The following is a 19,929-nucleotide window of genomic DNA, read 5'->3' on the forward strand; positions in this document are numbered from 1 at the left end:
CCAGCAAAGGCAGGAGGAGCAGAGAGCTGCTCACAGGCCCTGGCACACATTCTGGTCTGACGTGTCGAGGAAGGGCGCGAAGGGACAATTGATATAGCGCAGGCGAACCGAGCGCCCGCCGACATTCACCTCGATCCTGTCGGCGCGGATGGCGGGTGCGGCATTGCCGATACCGCCCACGCGCTGGCCTCCATTGTGGAGGCCGAGGAAGCTGACCATGTCGTCCTGGTCGATACCGTCACCCGAGACGCCGATGCCACCAACAAGCTCTCCGCCGCGATAGATGGGGACCGAGCCGGGGAAGATCTGGATACCGTTGGCGACCCGCTTCTGCCCGCCGGGCGCGGCCGGGATGCCGGTGCAGCCGACCGGCGTGTCGCTGCCCGAAGCCCCGGCGACGAATTGCACATGCTGGACGATATTGCCCGCGACGAGGTCTGTCTGCAGCCCCACGGCGAAGGGGCTGAACAGGCCCGTCGAGGTCACCGAAAGCGGCCCGGGCGGCTGGCCTACCTCGCCATCGGGGAAGTAGGGGCGCGAGAGATTGCCGCCGGAGCGATCGGCAAAAGCGAATGTGCCCGTCAGCGCATTGGGATCGCCGAGAAAATCGCGCACGCGCTGGACATAGCTCGCCGGATCGCCGCCCGCCGCCAGCAATTGCTGGCCTGCCACGGGGTTGGAGAAGAAGGCGGCGGTGCGCGCCTTTTGCAGGCTCACATCGGTGCCGAATAGCGGCCCGTCGGGAGAACGAACGATGCCCAGCACCCGGCCATGTGTATCGACAATGCTGATCGTCGCCTGCATCCGGGAATCGAGCGGGCGGCGGATTTGCGCGCGGGCGCGGGAGAGGACGGCGAAGGCTTCCTCCAATATGGCGCGCACCTCGCCAGCCGTCAGCGGCTGGCTGACGCTGGCACCATCGGTGCCCGCGCGGATCGGGAAGCGCGGATTGCCGCTGCCGTCGGTCAGGACGAAGGCGTCCGGGTTGGAAAACTCGCCCGCCGTCGCCGCGCGCACGCCCGAAGCCTCGCTGCCATAGGGCGTGCCCGCGATGATCGTGCCGTTGGAATAGCCGGTGACCGGGATCAGCGCGCCGGGCGCGGCGGCGAAATTGGTCTGCAGGGCCGAGAGCTGGCTTGCGGTCGCATCGCTGAAGCGCAGCGCGGTCCCGTCCACGAAGATACGGTCGGCGCGAATATCGGTCGGCGGGGTGAAGCCCTGTGTCCCCGCCAGCGCGATCGCCTCCTCATCGTCGAGATCGGTGTCGATGCTATTGGGATCGAAGCCGTAATCGCCATCGCCCATCACGCCGATGCCGCCAACGACCACGCCGTTCTTGTAGATCGGCAGGCCGCCGGGATCGGCGGCAAGGCCCAGTGGCGAACGCTTGGGGCCGATCAGCGCGCCGGGGCCTCCTCCGGGCAGGAAGCGGCTGGATAGGTCGGAGCAGGGCAGCTGGCTGAACTGCACACCGAACAACGGCCCGCTCTCCAGTCCTGCGGTAGTCGGACCGGGCGGGAAATGCTGCTGCACGATCTGGCTGGCGGTGCGGGTCGAGAAGGCATTGCCGCCACTGGACAGGTATGCCCCGGTGATCGCCTTGGCGATGGCGCCGGTTACCGCGGGCACGACCGCGCCTTGCAAGCCCTCTTCGCCGCCGCTGGGGGCGAGGCCGCCGATCCGCTGGCGGCTGACGGTCATGGTGGCGGGCGCGCCGGTCATCTCGAACACTCCGAGCACATTGCCCACGCGGTCTGTCACCGCGATGATCGAGGGCAGGCCGCGCGCACTCGCTTCACCGGCAGCCTGCGCGATAATCCGCTCGACTTCCGCCACGGTGAGCGCTGCCAGCGCGGGCGGAGTGAACAGGCCGCCGCTGGGAGCGGGCGCCGGGGCTGGTGCTGGGGCCGGGGCAGGTGTGGGTGTGGGAGTGCCGCCGCCACCTCCGCCTGAACTGCCGCCGCAGCCAGACAGGACCAGCGCGGCGCTCGCCAGCAGGGCTGTCGCTTTTCGCATCGTCATCAACTCAGCCGCCCGATCGCGCCCACGGCATTGCCCAAAGCGGAGCGGAAAGCGCCGGGGTCATAGCTCTCCGGGCTGCGAACCGCTGCATAGGCGCGGTTGATATCCGCGCGGATGCTCGCCGCTGCGCCCACGGTGATGCGGCCGCGCGTCACCAGCGCGTTGAGCAGTGTGTCCACCGCCATCACCGCCTGCGCCGATCCGGCATAGTCGGTAAAGCGCGGATTGATCGCCCGCCCGCCGATGATGGAGATCACCTCGAAGGCATCGTTCCCGCCATAGGAGCGCGCCGCCAGCGCATCGGACAGGCGCGCCGCCTCGCTGCGCAGCGCCATGGCGGCGGCTTGCGCCTGCGGGCGGCCTTCATCCATCGCATCGTGGAAATTGCGGCTCGCGGCGCGGAATGCCTCGGCACGCGCGGGGGCGAGCGCTTGCGAGACGGCATCGAGCATGATGATGTTCTCATCATTGAAGGGCGGCTGGCCGAAGGGAATGGGCCGGCCCGGATTGGTCTCGAAGGTCAGCCGCCGATCCGGTCCGTCACTGATCGGGCGGTGGCAGCTGTGGCAATCGTAGAAGTAGAATTCGGGGAAGACGCCTTCGGTGGCGAGGTCGGGCCTTGAGAACAGGTCCGTCGCCCGCGCCACCGCTTCGGCCTGACCCACCGCCCATAGCTGGACATTGTCGGTCGCGCCCTTGCGCTGGGCGTAATCGCTATCCTCGTCATGATGCTGCTGGAAGGCGCTGAACAGGTCGAGCTCAAAGGAGATGCGCGGATGGCCCGCCGCCATCATCGCATGGGTGACGAACTGGCCCTGATCGGCGCTGCCGTAATGGCAATCGAGGCACACCTTGGCGCGCACCTGCGGCTGTTCCAGCGGGACGAGGCCATTACTCACATTCGCCGGATGCGTTCCTCCCACCTTGTAATGCGTGGCGAGCCAGCCTGCCGCCGCGCCGTGGCAGCTCTCGCAGCCGACGCCGTCGCTGGTGTGAAAGCGCGGCCCCTGCTCGGAGACGGGCACGAAAGTAGCATGGCAGCCGAGGCATTCGGAACGGCTTGTCGCATCCTGCCAGCCCAGCGACTGCGCGATCTGCTTCCCGCGCGTTCCGGCCAGCACCGTATAGGCGCGGCTATGCGCGCCGCTGACGGCGGAGGGGTTCTGCCATGTGGCGATCTCGTCCTGACGCACCACCGCGCCATTGCCTTCGCTGCGGCCGTGGCAGGTCGATCCCGCGCAGGAGGCGACGCCGGTATAGGAATAGGAGCCCTGCGCGTTGGCGCTGCCTTCACGCGGCAGGCCGGCGAGCAAGGCGGCGCAGGCAAGCGTGGCGAGCGCGAGAGCAGGCAATGCGCGGCGCGCGTGCGCAAGGCTCCGCGTCCAGCCGGCTCGCCGCTTGCGATTGCTCATTCCTGTCCCCCCAAGTTTGCCTCCGGCCGCCAAAACGACTGGTTGCAGGACGACCCCTTATCGCCCTTTGCCGCCAACGGCCAGCGCCCCCGCGCTCACCCCCGGCATGCCCATAGCAAACCTGGAGCGCGCTTGTCAGCCTGATTGCTCGGCTTTGCGCACGCAGTACCAGCCAGCGGAAGAGAGCCCGGCCTTTATTTCGCGGCGCGGACATGGTCTTGTCCCGCCCGGATCAAATGGGGACGAGTCGCGCAGGGCCCGAATGGTCGGCCTTGCCCAGGCGTTCCCAATCTTGGGGGGAAGAACAATGGCCGTATCCGATCACGTCGATTTTCCGACATTCATGGAGGGTGTGAAGAAGCGCAATCCGGGGCAGCCCGAATTCGTCCAGGCGGTGCAGGAAGTGGCGCAGGACATCTTCGATTTCATCGGGGACAAGGAGGAATATCACGAGGCGCAGATCCTGCGCCGGATTGCCGAGCCGGACCGGGTGGTCAGCTTCCGCGTCTGCTGGGAGGATGACAATCACTGCATCCGCGTGCAGCGCGGCTGGCGGGTGCAGAACAACAATGCCATCGGTCCTTACAAGGGCGGCATCCGCTTCCATCCCAGCGTCACCGAAAGCGTGCTGAAGTTCCTCGCTTTCGAGCAGACCTTCAAGAACTCGCTGACGGGCCTGCCGATGGGCGGCGGCAAGGGCGGCGCGAACTTCAATCCGCGCGGCAAGTCGGACAGCGAAGTGATGCGCTTCTGCCAGGCCTTCATGACCGAACTCTATCGCCATATCGGCCCCGATACGGACGTACCGGCGGGCGATATCGGCGTGGGAGCGCGCGAGATCGGCTACATGTTCGGCCAGTACAAGCGGATCACCAATCGCTGGGAAGGCGTGCTGACGGGCAAGGCCACCGAATATGGCGGATCGCAGATGCGGCCCGAGGCGACGGGCTATGGCGCGGTCTATTTCATGCAGAACATGCTCAAGCACCAGGGCATGGACGTGGAAGGCCACACGGCGGTGATTTCCGGCTCGGGCAATGTCGCCACCCATGCGGCGGAGAAGATCGTCCAGCTGGGCGGCAAGGTGCTGACCCTCTCCGACAGCGGCGGCTTCATCCATGACCCCGACGGTATCGATCAGGAAAGGATCGACTGGGTGAAGCAACTCAAGAATGTGCGCCGGGGCCGCATCTCGGAATATGCCGACCATTTCACCAATGCCACTTTCCACGAAGGCAAGCGCCCGTGGGACGTTCCGTGCGACCTGGCGCTACCCTGCGCGACGCAGAACGAGCTGAACGAGGAAGAGGCGAAGGAGCTGGTGGCGAACGGCGTGAAGGCCGTCTCCGAAGGCGCCAACATGCCCACCACGCTGGAAGGCGTGAAGGTCTTCCACGATGCCAAGATCATGTACGGCCCCGGCAAGGCGGCCAATGCTGGCGGCGTCGCGGTCTCAGGCCTCGAGATGAGCCAGAACTCCGAACGCATCAGCTGGAACCATGAGCGGCTGGGCGAAATGCTGACCGAGCTGATGGAAGGCATCCACGGCAAATGCGTGGAATATGGCAAGCAGGACGGCGGCTATGTCGACTATGTGAAGGGCGCTAATATCGCCGGCTTCAAGAAGGTCGCCGACGCGATGCTGGCTTTCGGGGTGGTGTAGAAATCATCCTCCCCATGCCTTCGGCACAGGGAGGATGAACTCTCCTAGAGGGGCGCCGTCACCAGCGCCTTTCCATCGGGTGCGAAGGTGGTGCTCGCCAGGTCGGGCGCAAGCGCGCACTGGCCGGGGCGCACCACTTCGCCCGCCACCAGCACCTCGCCCTTCATCGGGATGACCAGCAGCCTGCCGGAATAGCTGTAGAGCAGCTTTTCGTCCGGGATACCGTCCACCAGGTCGAGCCGGAAGAAGGGCCCGTCGACCAGCGACTGGTGCCCGTTCGCTGCGAGTATCCGGTGCAGTTCGTCGGGATAATACTCGCCCTTTGCCACCGCCATGCCTTGCTCAAGGTGCAGCTCGCGCGGACGGCCATAGTCGTAGAGGCGATAGGTGATGTCCGAATTCTGCTGGATCTCGATGATAGAGACGCCCGGCCCGATCGCGTGAACGGTATTGGCGGGGATGTAGAAGAAATCGCCTGGCCCCACTTCGTGCCAGACCAGCATGTCCTCGATCGACCCGTCCAGCGCGGCCGCGCGCATCGTGTCGGCATCGACAGGTTCATGGAAGCCGATGCCGAGCGTCGCGCCCGGCTCGGCATCGACCACCAGCCAGCATTCCTCCTTGCCCTGCCGGCCCTTGCCCGAAGCCTCGGCTTGGTCGTCCGACGGGTGGCACTGGATCGAGAGTTTCTCCGAGGTGAAAATGTACTTCACCAGCAGTTCGGGCAGCTCGGGCGGCGGCTCGAACCAGATCTCGCCGATCTTCGTGTCGGGAATGGAGGTGAACGGCGCGGGCAAAAGCTCGCGGCCCCAGACCTTATCGACCGTGCGGGTGGGGAGGATCATGCCGCACCCGCCCCGGCATGCGCCTCTTCGACGATGGACAGGTCCCATTCGAGCTTGCCGAGATCGTCGCGCCTGAAGGTGCGGATGGCGTCGTAATCGCCCGCCTCCACCTTCTTCACGAAATCGGGATCGCCGATCAGCGCGCGGCCTACCGCCACCATGTCGAATTCACCTGCTTCCATTCTCGTCGCCAAGTCCTCTAACGCAACCGCCACGCGCGGGCCTGGATCGACCTCTTCCATGAAGACGTCCATCACATCTGTATCGAGACCGACTGAACCGACGGTGATCACCGGCAGGCCGCCGCCCGCCTTGGTCCATCCGGCAAGGTTGCGCTCATCGCCATCCCATTCGGCTTCCCAGAAGCGGCGGGTGGAGGCGTGGAGCACGTCGACGCCAGCATCGCGGAAGATCGTCGCCATTTCCGCCAGCTCTTCCGGAGTGGGCGCGACGCGCGCCGCGTAGTCCACTTCCTTCCATTGCGAGAAGCGCAGCGAGATCAGGAAATCGGGCCCGCATTCGGCGCGGATGGCGGCGACGATCTCCGCCGGGAAGCGCGCGCGATGGGCGATCAGCGGGCCGCCATAGCCATCCTCGCGTATATTGGAGCCGTGCCACAGGAACTGGTCGAGGAAATAGCCATGCGCTGCATGCACCTCGACCCCGCAAGCGCCGATGCCCTGCGCGATCTTCGCTGAGCGGACGAAGCCGTCGCGGATCTGAGCCAGCTCGTCCAAGGTCGCGGCGCGGCCGCTTTCCTTGCCCGGATGGGCGAGGCCAGATGCGCTCAGCGCCTTCCCATCGGTGCGCATTGCGCCCTCGTGCCACAGCTGCAGCATCATCTCGCCGCCCGCCGCGAGCACTTCCTTCACGCAATGCGCCCAGGCGTCGCGCGTCGAGGCATTGATATGCGCGCTGGTCGGCTGGACGGTGGCGGAGGGGTGGTCGATCGCCGCGCTCTCCCCGATGATCAGCGCGGTGCCGCCTTCGGTCCGGCGGCGGTAATAGGCGGCCAGGTCTGCCGAAGGCGCGCCGCCCTCGCACATGCCGCGCTGCATCGCCGGCATGACCCAGCGATTGCGGAAAGCGGTGGCGTTCAAAGTCACCGGTGTGAACAGGATTGATGGGTTGGTCATGCCCCCTCTTGTGCTGCGTGGGTGAGCCCTTGGTCCATGCCGTCATTTGTAATCGAGTGTCGCAAAATAGCCAGCAATGCACAAAACGACTCGATTTTGCTGCATTGCAGCGTAGAACAAGTGTCCGTGACAGGCGACAGTTCCCTGCTGCTACCGATAGCCGCGCTCCTCGCAGCAGGGGCGGGGGCCGGTTTTGCCGGCGGGTTGTTCGGCATTGGCGGCGGCTTCGTGGTCGTTCCCGCTCTGGTGCTTATCCTGCCGATGATGGGTGCGCAGCCGGACCAGATCACCCATATCGCCATCGGCACGTCGCTGGCGACGATCATCTTCACTTCGCTCCGTTCGGTCAAAAGCCATGCGTTGCGCAATTCGGTCGATTTCGAAGTGCTCAAGAGCTGGGCGCCATGGGTCGTGGGCGGCACTGTGCTGGGCGCGGCGATTGCCGACTTTGTGTCGAGTGGCACGCTGGCGCTGATCTTCGGCGTGGGCGTGCTGGCTTTCGCGCTGCATTTCCTCGCGCCGCGCATTCATGACCGGCAGCTGCTGGAGGCGATGCCTGGCGGCGCGGCCAAGGTGAGCCTGGCGGGCGGCCTGGGCCTGCTTTCCAGCCTGCTCGGCATTGGCGGCGGCACGATCACCACCATGGTGATGACATTGTGCGGCACGCCCATCCACCGCGCTATCGGCACGGCGAGCGGCATGGGCGCGATCATCGCGCTTCCCGGCACGATCGGCTTCATCATCATCGGCTTTGCAGAGCCCGGCCTGCCCGCCGGATCGTTCGGCTATGTCAATTGGCCCGCCGCGATCGGCATTGTCGCCACATCGGTGCTGTTCGCACCTCTGGGCGTAGCGGCGGCACACAAGCTCAGCCCGCGCGTGTTGCGGCTGGTTTTCGGAATTTACCTGATCGTGGTCGGGGTGACCATGATTGCCAACCAATAGGGATCGCCAACCAGTAAGAAGGAGACGAAACATGGATATTGCGCGCAGGACTTTCCTTGCCGGGAGTGCGGCTGCGGCCGGACTTGCCGCCACCCTTGCCACCCGCGCGAGCGCGCAATCCACGCCGTCTCCCGCCGCCCTGTTCGGTCCGCCGGAGGGCCAAGCGCTGCTTTCGCGCAACGAAAACCCCTATGGCCCCGCGCCTTCCGCGCTGCAGGCGATTGCAGAGGCATCGTCCAATGGCTGCTACTATGCGGACCGCGGCCTGGCCCGGCTGGGCGAGATGATCGCCGAGCGCAATGGCGTCTCGCCTTCGCAAGTCGTCGTGGGCGCGGGATCGACCGAGATCCTCTCCGCCATATCGCTCGCCTGGGGCGCGAAGGGCGCGATACTGTGTCCCGGCCTCTTCTGGGACGCGACCGTGCGTTACGGTGAGCGCCAGGGCGTGGACGTGATCCGTGTCCCGCTGGACTCCGAAATGCAGGTCGACATTGCCGGGATCGAGGCGGCGTTCGGCGAGAACGTGTCGCTTGTGCAGATCTGCAATCCCAACAATCCCACCGGCATGCTGGTGGATGGCGCGGCCCTTCGGCGGCTGGCCGCGCAAGTCACGCCCACGGCGACCTTGCTGGTGGACGAAGCGTATAATGAACTGACCGACGATCCGGAGGGCAATTCCGTCCTCGAGCTGGTCAAGGCCGGGCAGGACGTTATCGTCTGCCGCACCTTCTCCAAGATCTACGGCATGGCGGGCATGCGCGTTGGCTATGCCATCACCAGCGAGGAAAACGCTGCGTTGATCCGCAGCCACCAGATGAGCTTCGGCGGCAATGTCGCCGGGCTGGCAGGCGCGATCGCCAGCTATAACGACACGGGCTTTCTCGCCTTCAGCAAGGAGCGCGTGACCGAAGGGCGCGAGATGATCTACGACGCAATTGCGCGCTCGGGCCTGACTGCGCTGCCAAGCCAGACCAACTTCGTCTATGTCGTGGTGGAGGATGCCGATGCGGTGCAGGCTGCAATGGCAAACCGCGGAGTCATGATCCGCGGCGCCTATGGTCCATGGACCCAGTTCTCGCGCGTCAGCTGCGGCAGACTGGAGGATGTCGCCCGCTATGCTGCGGCGCTGCCGGAAGTCATCGGCGAAGTGCAAGGATAACACAAAGAGAGGATCACAATGGGAGACACGAAGATGCGAAGGACCCCGCTGGCCGCCGGGGCGGCCACACTTGGCCTGCTGGCGGCCACGCCCGCCACGGCCGATGTGCTGGTGCCGGTCGAAAGCGAGCGGCTGAGCGATGCGGTACCGGTCCCGACTTTCGAGGCCGATGCCAGCTGGCCGCGCCTGCCGGAGGACATGATCCTGGGCCAGTCGCCGGGCCTCGCCGTGGACCGGGACGACAATATCTGGGTGCTCACCCGCCCCAATTCATTGGGTTTTACCGATACCGGTCTCGATAGCGGGATAAGCTCCGCCTGCTGCGCCGCCCCGCCGCATGTGCTGCAGTTCGACCAGGAGGGGAATCTCTTGCGCAGCTGGGGCGGCACCGACCTCGCGCCGGGGGACGGCGTGGTGGAGGGCCAGGGCCCCGACGCCACCGAGACGGGCGACGAGCAATGGCCCGCCAATGTCCACGGCCTCTATGTCGATGAGAACATGAATGTCTGGATCGGCGGCAATGGCAATGGCGACCATGTGGTGCTGCAATTCACCGCCGATGGCGAATATCTCCGCCAGATCGGCACGCGCCAGCAAACCGATGGCAATATGAGCGAGGAGTTCCTCGGCAATCCTGCCGATATCAGCGTGAATGGCGACAGCGTGCTGGTGGCCGATGGCTATATCAACAAGCGCATTGCCGAATTCGGGCTGGAGAACCTCGGCTTCCAGCACCTGTGGGGTGCCTATGGCGCCGACCCTGATGGCGGAACGCGTGAGGGGAATTTCGACCAGAGCCAGGCGGCCAGCACCGGCGATGGCGGGCCGAACCCGGAAAGCACGGCCTTTGGCGACATCGTCCATTGCGTGGTGCGCGGGCCGGAAGACACGATCTATGTCTGCGACCGGCGCAACAACCGCCTGCAGGTCTTCCGCGAAACCGATGGTGGGGTGGAGTTCCTCGAAGACGTGGTGATCGCGCTGGAAACGGGCGGCACGCGCACCGCCAGCGATGTCGCCTTCAGCCCGGACGGCACCTATGTCTATGTTGCCGACATGATGAACGGCCGCGTGTGGATACTGCTGCGCGAGACGCATGAGATCCTCGGCCATTTCGGCAAGAACGGGCGCTATCCCGGCCAATTCATCTGGCTGCACAGCGTGGATGTGGACAGCCAGGGCAATGTCTACACCACCGAGGTCAATACTGGCCGCCGCGTCCAGCGCTTCGTGCTGACGGGCTTCGAGGAGTAGGGCGAAACTTCCTCCCTGTGTCGATGGCACAGGGAGGAAGGGGCCTTACTCCGCCAGCACTTCCTCAAGAACCTCGGCAAAAGCCTCCGGCACATCGAGCATGATGAAGTGTCGCGAGGGACCGATGGGGGTGATCCTCACGCCCTCCAGCGCGGCATACTCGCCCGCATAGAATTCGCGCGCGATCGGTTCGGTCGGATAGGGATCGGCGAAGGGCACCAGCACCGTCACCGGCGCGGTGATCTCGGCGATCCGTTCGCGCATATCGGTGGTGAGGTCTTCATAGATGAGCTGCGCGGTCACGCGCTGGTCGGCAGCGGCGGACCATGCGGCCACTTTCGCGCGGCCTTCCTCGGATAGCGACTGGTTTGCGGTATTGGCGGCAATCGCCTGCGGATCCGGTTCCGCATCGGCAGCGGCAAGCAATTGCGCGCGCATCATCGCCGCCTGCGGCTCGACCTGCGCCATCGCGATTTCCTGCCCCGGCGCGAAGACGGCGGCATACCAGGGCAGCGCATCGACGATCAGCAATTTGCCGGGGAGTGCGGGATGCTCGGCCGCCAGTATCAGCGAGATGAGCCCGCCCAGCGAATGGCCGACCAGCGCGGGGTGCTCCAGCCCTTCCGCCGCGATGTATTCCGCCAGTTCGTCGACGAGGTCATCGAGGATCGGCCCTTCGGAATTGGCCCCGGCAGGCTCGCCAAAGCCGCGGACCTGCAGCAAATGGAGGCGATAGCGGTCCTGCAATTGCTCGACCTGCGGCGCCCAGACATCGCGCGGAGTGGCAAGGCCGGGGATCAGGATCACGTCCGGGCCTTCACCGACAATCTCCACGCTGAAGCGGTCATACTCCACCTCTTGCGCAAGGACGGTGGAAGGGAAGGGCAGGCCGAGCAACAGGGCCAGCGCAAGCAGCAGGATGATGGGCGCACGAAGCCATGCGCCGCAATTGGCACGTTCAAACATCGTCTTGTCCTTTCAGTCAGTCCCGCGCGTCAGCACTAATCTTTGGCACGCAGGAAGATCTCTTCAATCGGCATTCCGAACACGTCGGAGAATGTGAAGGCGAGCGGGAGCGAGGGATCGTATTTCCCCGTCTCGATCGCGTTGACGCTTTGCCTGCTCACGCCCAGTGCATCGGCCAGGTCCTGCTGGCTCCAATTGCGCTCTGCTCGCAGGACTTTGAGGCGGTTCTTCATGCGTCGCCGTCCGCTTCCGGTTCGGCGCGATCGGTAAAGCTCATCCATGCCTGTGCCAGCCCCATGCCCACGGCCCAGACTGGCACCGCCCACCAGCCCGGAGCATGAGGGACCAGTTCGAACCCTTCGAGGAAGCCCCAGAAGGAGCCAAAGCCGAGCACGCAGGCGAGGCCCACCAGCGAGGCGATCGTTGCGCGGTGGCGCAAATATTCGTCCTGCTCCTCCACCAGGTAGCGGCCCATGACATAGATCATGCCGAAGATCGGGATCACGGGCAGCAGGGCGATGACGAAGGCCAGCGGCCCGGCAATGTCAAAGCGCTGGTCCAGCGTGATCGCCGCGCCCAGCCCCAGCACGTAACCGAGGCTCGTTGCGAGCATGCCCTTGCTGTAGCGGCGGATCGCCTTGCTGGCGCGGCTGGGCGAACCCTTGCGAACCATGGCCCTGACGGAAAGCGCCATGAAGCCCATGGAGGCGATGAACAGCAGATAGGCCGTGCCCGGATTGATCGCATCGGTCAGGCGCAGCGCGCTGACGATTGCGGCGCTCAGGACGAACAGAACGATGTAGAGTAGCGGGCCGCGTCCCTCGCTTGCCGTTTGGGGGATAGTCATATCAAGCTCCCTTGAATTTATGTAAAGGAAGCTAGACACGAGGCTGATTTTGTCAAGCAACATTGACATGATGATTGGGTTGCTTGACTTATTTGGCGATATCTCATTGATGGAAAAGCAGAAAGACCCGGCTGCGCCATGCGGCAGCCGGGTCTTCCCATGGCGGGGCGCACACGCGATTGCGCCCCGTCCCGCAAGCTCAAGAGCGAATCAGAACCGCTTGGTCACGCCGACCCTCACCTGCCGCGGTTCGACGATGCGGCTATTGCGCCCCTCGATCCCCTCGGCTGGCTCGCCGGGGAAGCGGGTGGCGTAGAAATAGTCAATATCGTCCGCTTCGCTGTCGAACAGGTTGAGCACCTCGCCATAGACTTCCAGACCCCAGAAATCCTGCGGGGTCCAGGCGAGGCGTGCATTGACGAGAAGGGTGGACGCGCCGCGCTGCGAGTTATCCTCGATCAGCGCATGCGGGCCGAGATAGCGGATGCGAGCGGCGGCATTCCATTCGGGAAAGGCTGCGGACAGGCCCAGCTCGCCCGAATTCTCCAGCGCGCCCGGCACGTAGTTCTCGCCTTCGGGCAGGCCATCGAAGCGGCTGCGCGTGCCGGTCCATACGCCGTCCACTGCCAGCCAGTTATTGGGCTTCCAGAAGGCGGTCAGTTCGTAGCCGCGACGCTTGCCGGGGTCGGAGGGCTCCACCGCGCCGCTGTCGCCGACATAGATCAGCTCGCTGTCGATGCTCGACCAGAAATAGACGCCGGTGAAGATCAGCCCGCCGCGTTCGAAGCGAAAGCCCAGCTCCTCGAAATCGCCTTCGACCAGGCCGGGCGCCGGATCGGCGGGATTGGTCACGCCGCGCGCGTCGTTGGAATGGAACCCCTCGCCGTAATTGGCATAGAGGGCGATGCCATCCGTCACTTCGTAGTTCACGCCGATCTTGGGCGCTAAAGTCTCGTCGCTGACATCGCCCGACCACACGTCCACGCCGTCAATCGCGCTGGTCTCGAAACCGTACCAGTCGCCGCGCAGGCCGGCGGTGACGAACAGCCGCTCGACCGGCTCGACAATCACCTCCGCATAAAGGCCGAGCGACTTTTCGGTGACGTCGAAACTGTTGTAGTTGAACTCAAGCTCACCATCGATCGTCTCGTCGAGGCCGACGGGACCGATATCGTCATGGCGCGCCTCTGCCCCGACCCGCAGCGAAATGCGGTCGGTCAGCTGCTCGAAGCGCTCGACGCGGCCGCCGAAGGTCCAGCGTTCCTCGAACTGGCGCAGCTGGTCGCCATTGACCGGATCCTCGAGGAAATAGGTGAAGTTTGACAGCAGGCTCCAGTCGTAATGCTGGGCATAGCCGGTGATGCGCCAGTTATCGCTCTCGTAATTGGCGGTCAGTACCTGCCGCTTGGTATAGCCGGTCAGCGTGGTGTCGAGCGCGCAGAAGCGATCCTCGCACAGATCGGTGTCGATCACGCGTTCGGGCAGCTGCTCGGTCGGATTCCAGCTGGCATCGAAGACGTTCAGCGAGACCTGGAAATCGGCATCGCCGATCGGCGTCGAATATTTGAGGAAGCCCGAATAGCCCTCGAAATCCTCCGCCAGCTCCCACGGCCCGTCATTGAGCTTCACCTGCCCGATGGCGAGCAAATCGCCGCTGCCGACGCGGGTGGAGCCACCCGCCACGAAGCGGCGATAGCCGTAGGAGCCGGCTTCGGCGGTGGCGAAGGGCTGCAGCCGGTCCTTGGTTGTGATGAAGCTGGATCCGACAAAGCTGAAATCGCCAGTGTCGGCACGATAGGGACCCTTCCGGTAATCCACGCGCTCGACGCTTTCGGGGATCAACCCGTTGACGTCGAGATAGCCCTGGCCATGGCCGTGCGTGCGGAAATTGACCGGCATGTCGTCGATATAGACGGCATAGTCCGTGCCATGGTCGAGGTTGAAGCCGCGCAGGAAGAACTGGTTGGCCTTGCCGCCGCCCGAATGCTGCGTGGCGATCAGGCCGGGGGTTGCTTCGAGAATCTCACCGGGACGCAACAGGGGACGAAGTTCGATATCCGCCCCGGCAACGCCGCCTTCGCTGGCGGCGATGGCTTCGCCGATGCGCCGTTCACCGCGGCCATAGACATAGATGATGTCGCCGGTCGTCTGGTCGCGCACCACCCCGATATTCTCGCGCTCTTCATGCTCGTGCCCGGCTTCGGCATGCGGATCGTCGCCCTCCGGGCCCTCGACCTGCGCCCATGCAGGGTTGGGAGTGAGGGCGCAGGCGAGGGCTGCCGCACCGGACAGGAGGCCGGCACGGGGAGGGATGGGAAAACGCAAGGAGTGGCTATTGGGCACGCTGTAACCTGACTTGACAATTGATGTTGAAGCCGATCTGCCTAATGCGCGTGCGACGAGCTACGTAATTTACGGTAATCGGCCCGTTACAAGGACGTTACAGGCCGATTTGCGACAGATGGATACAATCGGGATGACCGGCGAAGAGAGTAGTAACGCCGCCTATGCGGCAGAGGTGCAAAGGCTGCGCGCCGAGGGCGTTGTCGGCCAATCCGGCCGGTTGCGCGAATTGTTCGATTATCTTGCCGAACGCGGACCGCTGGCCGAACCCGCAACGCAGGCGGAGATTTCCGCCGCGGTATTCGGCCAGGCGGAAACCGATTCCGATGACGCGACGGTGCGCGTCTATATCCATCGCCTGCGCAAGAAGCTGGACGATCACTATCTGGCGAACCCGCCGGTGGAGGGACAGGCGCAAGTGGAAATCCCTTCCGGCATCTATGCGCTGCGCCTGTTGCAGCATGAAGCGCCTTCCGCGACCGAGCATCCTGCGAAAGGCGCTGTAGTCCTGCCGCGCCGTCAGTTTGCGTTGCTGTTGGCCGCACTGTTGCTTCTGGCCGCGCTGGTTTTTGCAGGCGGCAGCTGGTGGGGTGGGCGCGGCGATGGCGGCAATGCCATCTGGGACCCGCTGGAGCGGTCCGAGCGCCCGGTTCTGCTGGTGATGGGCGACTATTACCTGTTCGGCGAGATCGACCCCGTCTTTCCCGAAGATGGCCGCCTGATCCGAGATTTCCGCGTCAACTCGCCCGAGGACCTGTTGCGGCTGCAGGAGGCCGATCCGGAGCGTTACGGCAATGCCGAGGATGTCGGCCTCAACTACCTTCCTTTCCAGACCGCCTATGCGCTCCAATCGGTCGCGCCCCTGCTCGCCGCAACGGACAAGCCGGTGGAGGTGATCGCCGCCTCCGAACTCACCTCCGACATGCTCAACACGCATGACGTGGTCTATCTCGGCCTCCTTTCCGGCATGGGGTTGCTGGAGGAAGTGACCTTCGCGGGCAGCACGCTGCGTATCGGTGACAGCTATGACGAGATCATCGATCGCGAGAGCGGCGAGGTGTGGATGAGCGACGAGGCGCGCCGCCTCGCCTCGCCCGCCTTCTATCGCGACTATGCCTATCTTGCCCGATACAACGCGCCGGGCGGTGCGCTCGTGACGGTGGTGGCGAGCGAGCGGGTGACGGGCCTGCGCGGTATCGGCCCGATCGTCGCGGGCGGCGTGCTGCCTCCCGAGCTGGAAGACACGGCGGATGACGGCGCTTTCGAAGCGCTGTTCCAGGTCACCGGCCAGCAGGGCGCGGACTTGTCGGACAGGCTGATCCTGGCACGCAGCCGCGAATAGCTTTCCTACGTGCCTTCCCAGGCGCATGGCAGGGTGATGAGAAACGGCCAAAGATCCGCGCTTTCGTCCCGTGCAAGTGTCAACTTGTCCAGCTCGTGCGAAAACCCCGGCTTTCCTGCGGCTTTGCGCCCGGTTCCGCCAAGCTTTCGCACTGTCACTTTTGTCAACTTCGCTTCCGATGACGAAAGCCCGGCCATTAGCTTGCCATTCAGCCGGGCGATCCTACATTGGTTCCACGAAAGGATCTGTTGCGCATGAGCGAGAATCGCGAACCGGAAAATAACCCCAATCCCTGGGTGAAGAGCCTGCTGGTCTGGGGCGGCATCTTCATGGCCCTGCTGCTGATGGTGTCGATGTTCGGCAATACGGGCGATACGCCCGGCACGCAGATCAACTATTCCGAATTCCGCGAGAAGGTTGCCGAAGGCAGCGTGGAGCAAGTGACGATCGCGCCCGATCGCATCGTCGGTGTGCTCGAAAACGGCAATGCCTTCAGCACTATCCCGGTCGAGAACGACGTGACGCTTACCCAGCTGCTGGAAGACAACAGCGTCGACTATTCGGGTGCGCAGCCCGAACAGACGAACATGCTCGTCTACATCCTCGTCCAGACGCTGCCTTTCCTGCTCATCCTCGGCATCGCCTTCTTCGCCCTCAGGCAGGTGCAGAAGGGCGGCGGTTCGGGCGCGATGGGCTTCGGCAAGTCCAAGGCCAAGCTGCTGACCGAAAAACAGGGCCGCGTCACCTTCGACGACGTGGCCGGCATCGATGAGGCGCGCGAGGAGCTGCAGGAAATCGTCGAATTCCTGAAGGACCCGTCGCGCTTCTCCAAGCTGGGCGGCCAGATTCCCAAGGGCGCGCTGCTGGTCGGCTCGCCCGGTACCGGCAAGACGCTGCTTGCCCGCGCGATTGCGGGTGAAGCGCGCGTGCCCTTCTTCACCATCTCCGGTTCCGACTTTGTCGAGATGTTCGTCGGCGTCGGCGCATCCCGTGTGCGCGACATGTTCGAACAGGCCAAGAAGAATGCGCCTTGCATCGTCTTCATCGACGAAATCGACGCCGTGGGCCGCCATCGCGGCAACGGCATCGGCAATTCGAATGACGAGCGCGAACAGACGCTGAACCAGCTGCTGGTGGAGATGGACGGCTTCGAGGCCAATGAAGGCATCATCATCATCGCCGCCACCAACCGCCCCGACGTGCTCGACCCCGCATTGCTGCGCCCGGGCCGCTTCGATCGCCAGGTGGTGGTGCCGATCCCCGATATCGACGGGCGCGAGAAGATCCTCGCCGTCCACATGAAGAAGGTGCCGCTGGCGCCCGACGTGAACCCGCGCACCATTGCGCGCGGCACGCCCGGCTTCAGTGGTGCGGACCTCGCCAACCTCGTCAACGAGGCGGCGCTGCTGGCAGCGCGGCGCAACAAGCGCCTTGTCGCCATGCAGGAATTCGAGGACGCCAAGGACAAGGTCATGATGGGCGCTGAGCGCAAGTCCATGGTGATGACCGAGGACGAGAAGAAGATGACCGCCTATCACGAGGCCGGCCATGCGATCGTCTCGATCCACGAGGAAGCCTCGGATCCGATCCACAAGGCCACCATCATCCCGCGTGGCCGCGCGCTGGGCATGGTGATGCGCCTGCCGGAACGGGACAACTACTCCTACCACCGCGACAAGATGCACGCGAACCTCTCGGTCTCCATGGGCGGCCGCGTGGCGGAAGAGATCATCTTTGGCCATGACAAGGTGTCGAGTGGCGCTTCGTCGGACATCCAGTACGCCACCGACCTTGCCCGCAACATGGTCACCAAGTGGGGAATGTCCGAAAAGCTCGGCCCGCTGCAGTACGAGCAGAGCCAGGAAGGCTATCTTGGCATGGGGCAGACCACCCGGACCTTTGCCGGGGCCGAGACCAACAAGCTGATCGATGCCGAGATCAAGGGTCTGGTCGAAGGCGCACACAAGCGCGCGACCGACCTCCTCACCAAGCATGAGGACCAGCTCCATCTGCTGGCGCAGGCGATGCTCGAATATGAGACGCTGACCGGTGACGACATCAAGGAACTGCTCGATACCGGCAAGCTCGACCGTCCGGACGAACCTACGGGCCCGGTGGCGGTGCAGCCGGTGCACGGCTCCTCTATCCCCAAGGCCGGCAAGCGCTTCGGCGGTTCGGGCGAGGCTCCGCAGGGTGCGTAGCTTGGCCACCAAAGGCTAGATAGTCGGCCGTGTTCGAGGGAGTGTGGGCGCTCCGACGGATTGTCAGATGATGACAGGCGGCGGAGGATCTATATCGTCAGACGGGCTGCACCTCTCGCGAAAATGCCTCACGGTGTCTGCCAATCTCCGGTTGAGTGTCGCAATGTCTGTCTCTGCCTGCAAGATAACGTCGCGCGGAAACGGTCTGGATTCCACGGTGTGCTCGCGCTCGTCGAAGGAAATAAGGTAGAGCTGCTCAGACGACCGGGCGTGGGCGGCCAGATCCGACCACGCGATCCACAAGGACAGACCAGCCATCCGCTCCTGTACCTCGCTGCGTGCAATGGCATAATGGAAGTTGAGGTAGTCCTCGCCTGGCTGGTTGGTCAAAGCCAGTCTGAATCGGGGACGTCTCGCCGACCGGCTTCTCATGACGCCACTGCTGATGACGGCGGTCAGGAAGGAATTCGGGTTGACGATGGGCCCGGTGGAGTGCGTGACCCACAAGCCCAAACCTGTTTCCCGCCCGCCACGCCAGCGCCAATCCAGCCGACTGCTGAAGGTCGACCCGTCTTCGCGCAATAGCGCCTTCGCCGATCCGGCGCCCCGAACACTGACCTCGCAAGCATAGCCGGGGGTCGGTTCGTGAACTTCGCCCCGCTGCCCGACCGGGGTCGCGCAGCCGCAAAGTATTGCCAGACATGAGGCCGCAGCGGCTGGGCTAATTCGCATTTCCTAAAACGCTCCGATCAGAAGCAGCGCCTGCACGAACAGCGCGATCACGATCCAGATGAAGGAGGAAAGCGCGAGGAAGCGCCACAGGGCGGAAAAGCGCGACAGCTCGTAGGAATGGCGCAGGTGCTTGTAGAGATGAAGCGGGGCGAGCGTGGCGATGGTGGTAAAAACAGCCGTCCTTGACATGCCCGAGGCGCTGAGCACCGATGCAGCAACAAACAGCAGCGTCATGAAGCTGAGCGAATAGGTGACGAAAATCGCGTGGTCATAGGCCTTGAAACGCCGACGCCAGAAGAACAGGAGCCACACGAAGGGGATCGAGATCGGGATCAGCAGCCAGCTGAACTTGTAGGCATTGGCCTGCAGCTTGTAGAGCATGAGGCCAGGGTTCTCCGACCACTTCTTGACCAGCGTATTGTCGAGCCAGTCAACTCCCGTGTGAATGCCTGAGTTCTCCGACAAGTTAAGGGCTTGCACGTTTTCGATCCTGTCTAACGTCACCTCGAGCTCATCAAGCCTTTGCTGTGTCGTCGCGCGTTCGGGATCGTCCGGCGCCATGGCCTCCAGCGCTTCGCGCACGGAATCACGTTCGGAGACGGTCTGTGCATCGACTTGATCGATCACCTCGTCGACATTTGGTCCGCCAACGTCCGTAGGAGTGGTGAGGCCCACCATCTGGAACACGGCGAACATCAGGAAGACGCTGAACAGGAACAGCGCCATGGGCGAGACGAAGCGTGCGCGTTCACCCTCTATATAGCGCCGGGTTAGCGCTCCCGGCTTGAACGCCAGCATCGGCAGTGTGCGCCACATCTTGCCTTCGAAATGCAGCGCCCCGTGAACAAGGTCGTGCATGAAGGCGCCGATGGTACGGTGGACATGCCCGCTCTGGCCGCAAGCGTGGCAGTAAGCGCCTTCGAGCCTCGTGCCGCAATTGAGGCAGTTCTCCGGATCGCCCTCGTGCCGCTCTTTCGCGCCCGATTCCGGATCGAGGACGCGCGAGAACAGGCCGCCCTCGACCGCGGTGCCCAAGCCTTCGACGATATCGCTCATGCCCCA

16 protein-coding genes are annotated in these 19,929 nt (G+C 64.3%); 6 read left to right on the forward strand and 10 right to left on the reverse strand.

Annotated features, from left to right (window positions below; translation table 11 throughout):
- Nucleotides 1–30: 30 nt before the first annotated feature.
- Both E5222_RS00480 and E5222_RS00485 read right to left on the reverse strand, forming a co-directional pair.
- Nucleotides 31–2,022: a heme-binding protein gene (locus E5222_RS00480; protein ID WP_136691516.1), complete on the reverse strand. Its 1,992-nt coding sequence runs from the start codon at nucleotides 2,020–2,022 to the stop codon at nucleotides 31–33.
- Nucleotides 2,022–3,434 carry a multiheme c-type cytochrome gene (locus E5222_RS00485; protein ID WP_136691517.1) on the reverse strand — a complete coding sequence of 471 codons (1,413 nt, stop codon included), beginning with the start codon at nucleotides 3,432–3,434 and terminating at the stop codon, nucleotides 2,022–2,024. The genes E5222_RS00480 and E5222_RS00485 overlap by 1 nt, the downstream gene beginning before the upstream one ends.
- A gap of 307 nt (nucleotides 3,435–3,741) precedes the next feature.
- Between E5222_RS00485 and gdhA the strand changes: the two genes are divergently transcribed.
- Nucleotides 3,742–5,097 carry an NADP-specific glutamate dehydrogenase gene (gdhA, locus tag E5222_RS00490; protein WP_136691518.1) on the forward strand — a complete coding sequence of 452 codons (1,356 nt, stop codon included), beginning with the start codon at nucleotides 3,742–3,744 and terminating at the stop codon, nucleotides 5,095–5,097.
- A gap of 44 nt (nucleotides 5,098–5,141) precedes the next feature.
- On the opposite strand, the gene E5222_RS00495 is transcribed toward gdhA, so the two are convergent.
- Together E5222_RS00495 and E5222_RS00500 are read right to left on the reverse strand one after the other, a co-directional pair.
- Nucleotides 5,142–5,942 (reverse strand): class I mannose-6-phosphate isomerase, encoded by an 801-nt coding sequence (locus E5222_RS00495; protein WP_136691519.1) that lies wholly within the window; start codon nucleotides 5,940–5,942, stop codon nucleotides 5,142–5,144.
- Nucleotides 5,939–7,078 carry an oxidoreductase gene (locus E5222_RS00500; protein ID WP_136691520.1) on the reverse strand — a complete coding sequence of 380 codons (1,140 nt, stop codon included), beginning with the start codon at nucleotides 7,076–7,078 and terminating at the stop codon, nucleotides 5,939–5,941. Before E5222_RS00500 ends, E5222_RS00495 begins: the two co-directional genes overlap by 4 nt.
- 126 nt (nucleotides 7,079–7,204) lie before the next feature.
- Between E5222_RS00500 and E5222_RS00505 the strand changes: the two genes are divergently transcribed.
- From E5222_RS00505 to E5222_RS00515, 3 genes are read left to right on the forward strand one after another with little or no spacing between them, the layout of a single operon-like run.
- Nucleotides 7,205–8,023: a sulfite exporter TauE/SafE family protein gene (locus E5222_RS00505; protein ID WP_136691521.1), complete on the forward strand. Its 819-nt coding sequence runs from the start codon at nucleotides 7,205–7,207 to the stop codon at nucleotides 8,021–8,023.
- Nucleotides 8,024–8,054: 31 nt separating this feature from the next.
- A complete protein-coding gene (locus E5222_RS00510; RefSeq protein WP_136691522.1) occupies nucleotides 8,055–9,182 on the forward strand; it encodes a pyridoxal phosphate-dependent aminotransferase in 1,128 nt (375 codons plus the stop codon).
- Between the two features lie 33 nt (nucleotides 9,183–9,215).
- Nucleotides 9,216–10,436 (forward strand): NHL repeat-containing protein, encoded by a 1,221-nt coding sequence (locus E5222_RS00515; RefSeq protein WP_136691523.1) that lies wholly within the window; start codon nucleotides 9,216–9,218, stop codon nucleotides 10,434–10,436.
- A gap of 45 nt (nucleotides 10,437–10,481) precedes the next feature.
- On the opposite strand, the gene E5222_RS00520 is transcribed toward E5222_RS00515, so the two are convergent.
- The 4 genes from E5222_RS00520 to E5222_RS00535 all read right to left on the reverse strand — a co-directional run bounded on the left by E5222_RS00520 (nucleotide 10,482) and on the right by E5222_RS00535 (nucleotide 14,574).
- Complete coding sequence (locus E5222_RS00520) at nucleotides 10,482–11,402, reverse strand: alpha/beta fold hydrolase (RefSeq protein WP_136691524.1); 921 nt, start codon at nucleotides 11,400–11,402, stop codon at nucleotides 10,482–10,484.
- Nucleotides 11,403–11,437: 35 nt separating this feature from the next.
- Complete coding sequence (locus E5222_RS00525) at nucleotides 11,438–11,635, reverse strand: helix-turn-helix transcriptional regulator (RefSeq protein ID WP_136691525.1); 198 nt, start codon at nucleotides 11,633–11,635, stop codon at nucleotides 11,438–11,440.
- On the reverse strand, nucleotides 11,632–12,249 hold the full coding sequence (locus E5222_RS00530) for a hypothetical protein (RefSeq protein WP_136691526.1): 618 nt from the start codon (nucleotides 12,247–12,249) through the stop codon (nucleotides 11,632–11,634). The genes E5222_RS00525 and E5222_RS00530 overlap by 4 nt, the downstream gene beginning before the upstream one ends.
- A gap of 210 nt (nucleotides 12,250–12,459) precedes the next feature.
- Nucleotides 12,460–14,574 (reverse strand): TonB-dependent receptor, encoded by a 2,115-nt coding sequence (locus tag E5222_RS00535; protein ID WP_136691527.1) that lies wholly within the window; start codon nucleotides 14,572–14,574, stop codon nucleotides 12,460–12,462.
- Between the two features lie 151 nt (nucleotides 14,575–14,725).
- On the opposite strand from E5222_RS00535, the gene E5222_RS00540 reads away from it, so the two are divergent.
- Together E5222_RS00540 and ftsH are read left to right on the forward strand one after the other, a co-directional pair.
- Nucleotides 14,726–15,934 carry a helix-turn-helix domain-containing protein gene (locus E5222_RS00540; RefSeq protein WP_211196065.1) on the forward strand — a complete coding sequence of 403 codons (1,209 nt, stop codon included), beginning with the start codon at nucleotides 14,726–14,728 and terminating at the stop codon, nucleotides 15,932–15,934.
- Nucleotides 15,935–16,188: 254 nt separating this feature from the next.
- A complete protein-coding gene (ftsH, locus tag E5222_RS00545; protein ID WP_136691529.1) occupies nucleotides 16,189–18,135 on the forward strand; it encodes an ATP-dependent zinc metalloprotease FtsH in 1,947 nt (648 codons plus the stop codon).
- 63 nt (nucleotides 18,136–18,198) lie between these two features.
- Here ftsH and E5222_RS00550 read toward each other — a convergent pair whose 3' ends face one another.
- Nucleotides 18,199–18,525 (reverse strand): hypothetical protein, encoded by a 327-nt coding sequence (locus E5222_RS00550; protein ID WP_211196066.1) that lies wholly within the window; start codon nucleotides 18,523–18,525, stop codon nucleotides 18,199–18,201.
- A 345-nt stretch (nucleotides 18,526–18,870) separates the two neighbouring features.
- A complete protein-coding gene (locus E5222_RS00555; protein ID WP_136691531.1) occupies nucleotides 18,871–19,923 on the reverse strand; it encodes a DUF3667 domain-containing protein in 1,053 nt (350 codons plus the stop codon).
- Nucleotides 19,924–19,929: the final 6 nt, after the last annotated feature.

The sequence above is a fragment of the Alteraurantiacibacter aquimixticola genome (genome assembly GCF_004965515.1).
Classification (GTDB): Bacteria; Pseudomonadota; Alphaproteobacteria; order Sphingomonadales; family Sphingomonadaceae; genus Alteraurantiacibacter; species Alteraurantiacibacter aquimixticola.

Bases quoted from the DNA above. Each gene is read 5' to 3' on its own strand.
- E5222_RS00480 (WP_136691516.1), bottom strand. From the start codon at position 2,022: ATGACGATGCGAAAAGCGACAGCCCTGCTGGCGAGCGCCGCGCTGGTC.
- E5222_RS00485 (WP_136691517.1), bottom strand. From the start codon at position 3,434: ATGAGCAATCGCAAGCGGCGAGCCGGCTGGACGCGGAGCCTTGCGCAC.
- gdhA (WP_136691518.1), top strand. From the start codon at position 3,742: ATGGCCGTATCCGATCACGTCGATTTTCCGACATTCATGGAGGGTGTG.
- E5222_RS00495 (WP_136691519.1), bottom strand. From the start codon at position 5,942: ATGATCCTCCCCACCCGCACGGTCGATAAGGTCTGGGGCCGCGAGCTT.
- E5222_RS00500 (WP_136691520.1), bottom strand. From the start codon at position 7,078: ATGACCAACCCATCAATCCTGTTCACACCGGTGACTTTGAACGCCACC.
- E5222_RS00510 (WP_136691522.1), top strand. From the start codon at position 8,055: ATGGATATTGCGCGCAGGACTTTCCTTGCCGGGAGTGCGGCTGCGGCC.
- E5222_RS00515 (WP_136691523.1), top strand. From the start codon at position 9,216: ATGCGAAGGACCCCGCTGGCCGCCGGGGCGGCCACACTTGGCCTGCTG.
- E5222_RS00520 (WP_136691524.1), bottom strand. From the start codon at position 11,402: ATGTTTGAACGTGCCAATTGCGGCGCATGGCTTCGTGCGCCCATCATC.
- E5222_RS00525 (WP_136691525.1), bottom strand. From the start codon at position 11,635: ATGAAGAACCGCCTCAAAGTCCTGCGAGCAGAGCGCAATTGGAGCCAG.
- E5222_RS00530 (WP_136691526.1), bottom strand. From the start codon at position 12,249: ATGACTATCCCCCAAACGGCAAGCGAGGGACGCGGCCCGCTACTCTAC.
- E5222_RS00540 (WP_211196065.1), top strand. From the start codon at position 14,726: ATGACCGGCGAAGAGAGTAGTAACGCCGCCTATGCGGCAGAGGTGCAA.
- ftsH (WP_136691529.1), top strand. From the start codon at position 16,189: ATGAGCGAGAATCGCGAACCGGAAAATAACCCCAATCCCTGGGTGAAG.
- E5222_RS00555 (WP_136691531.1), bottom strand. From the start codon at position 19,923: ATGAGCGATATCGTCGAAGGCTTGGGCACCGCGGTCGAGGGCGGCCTG.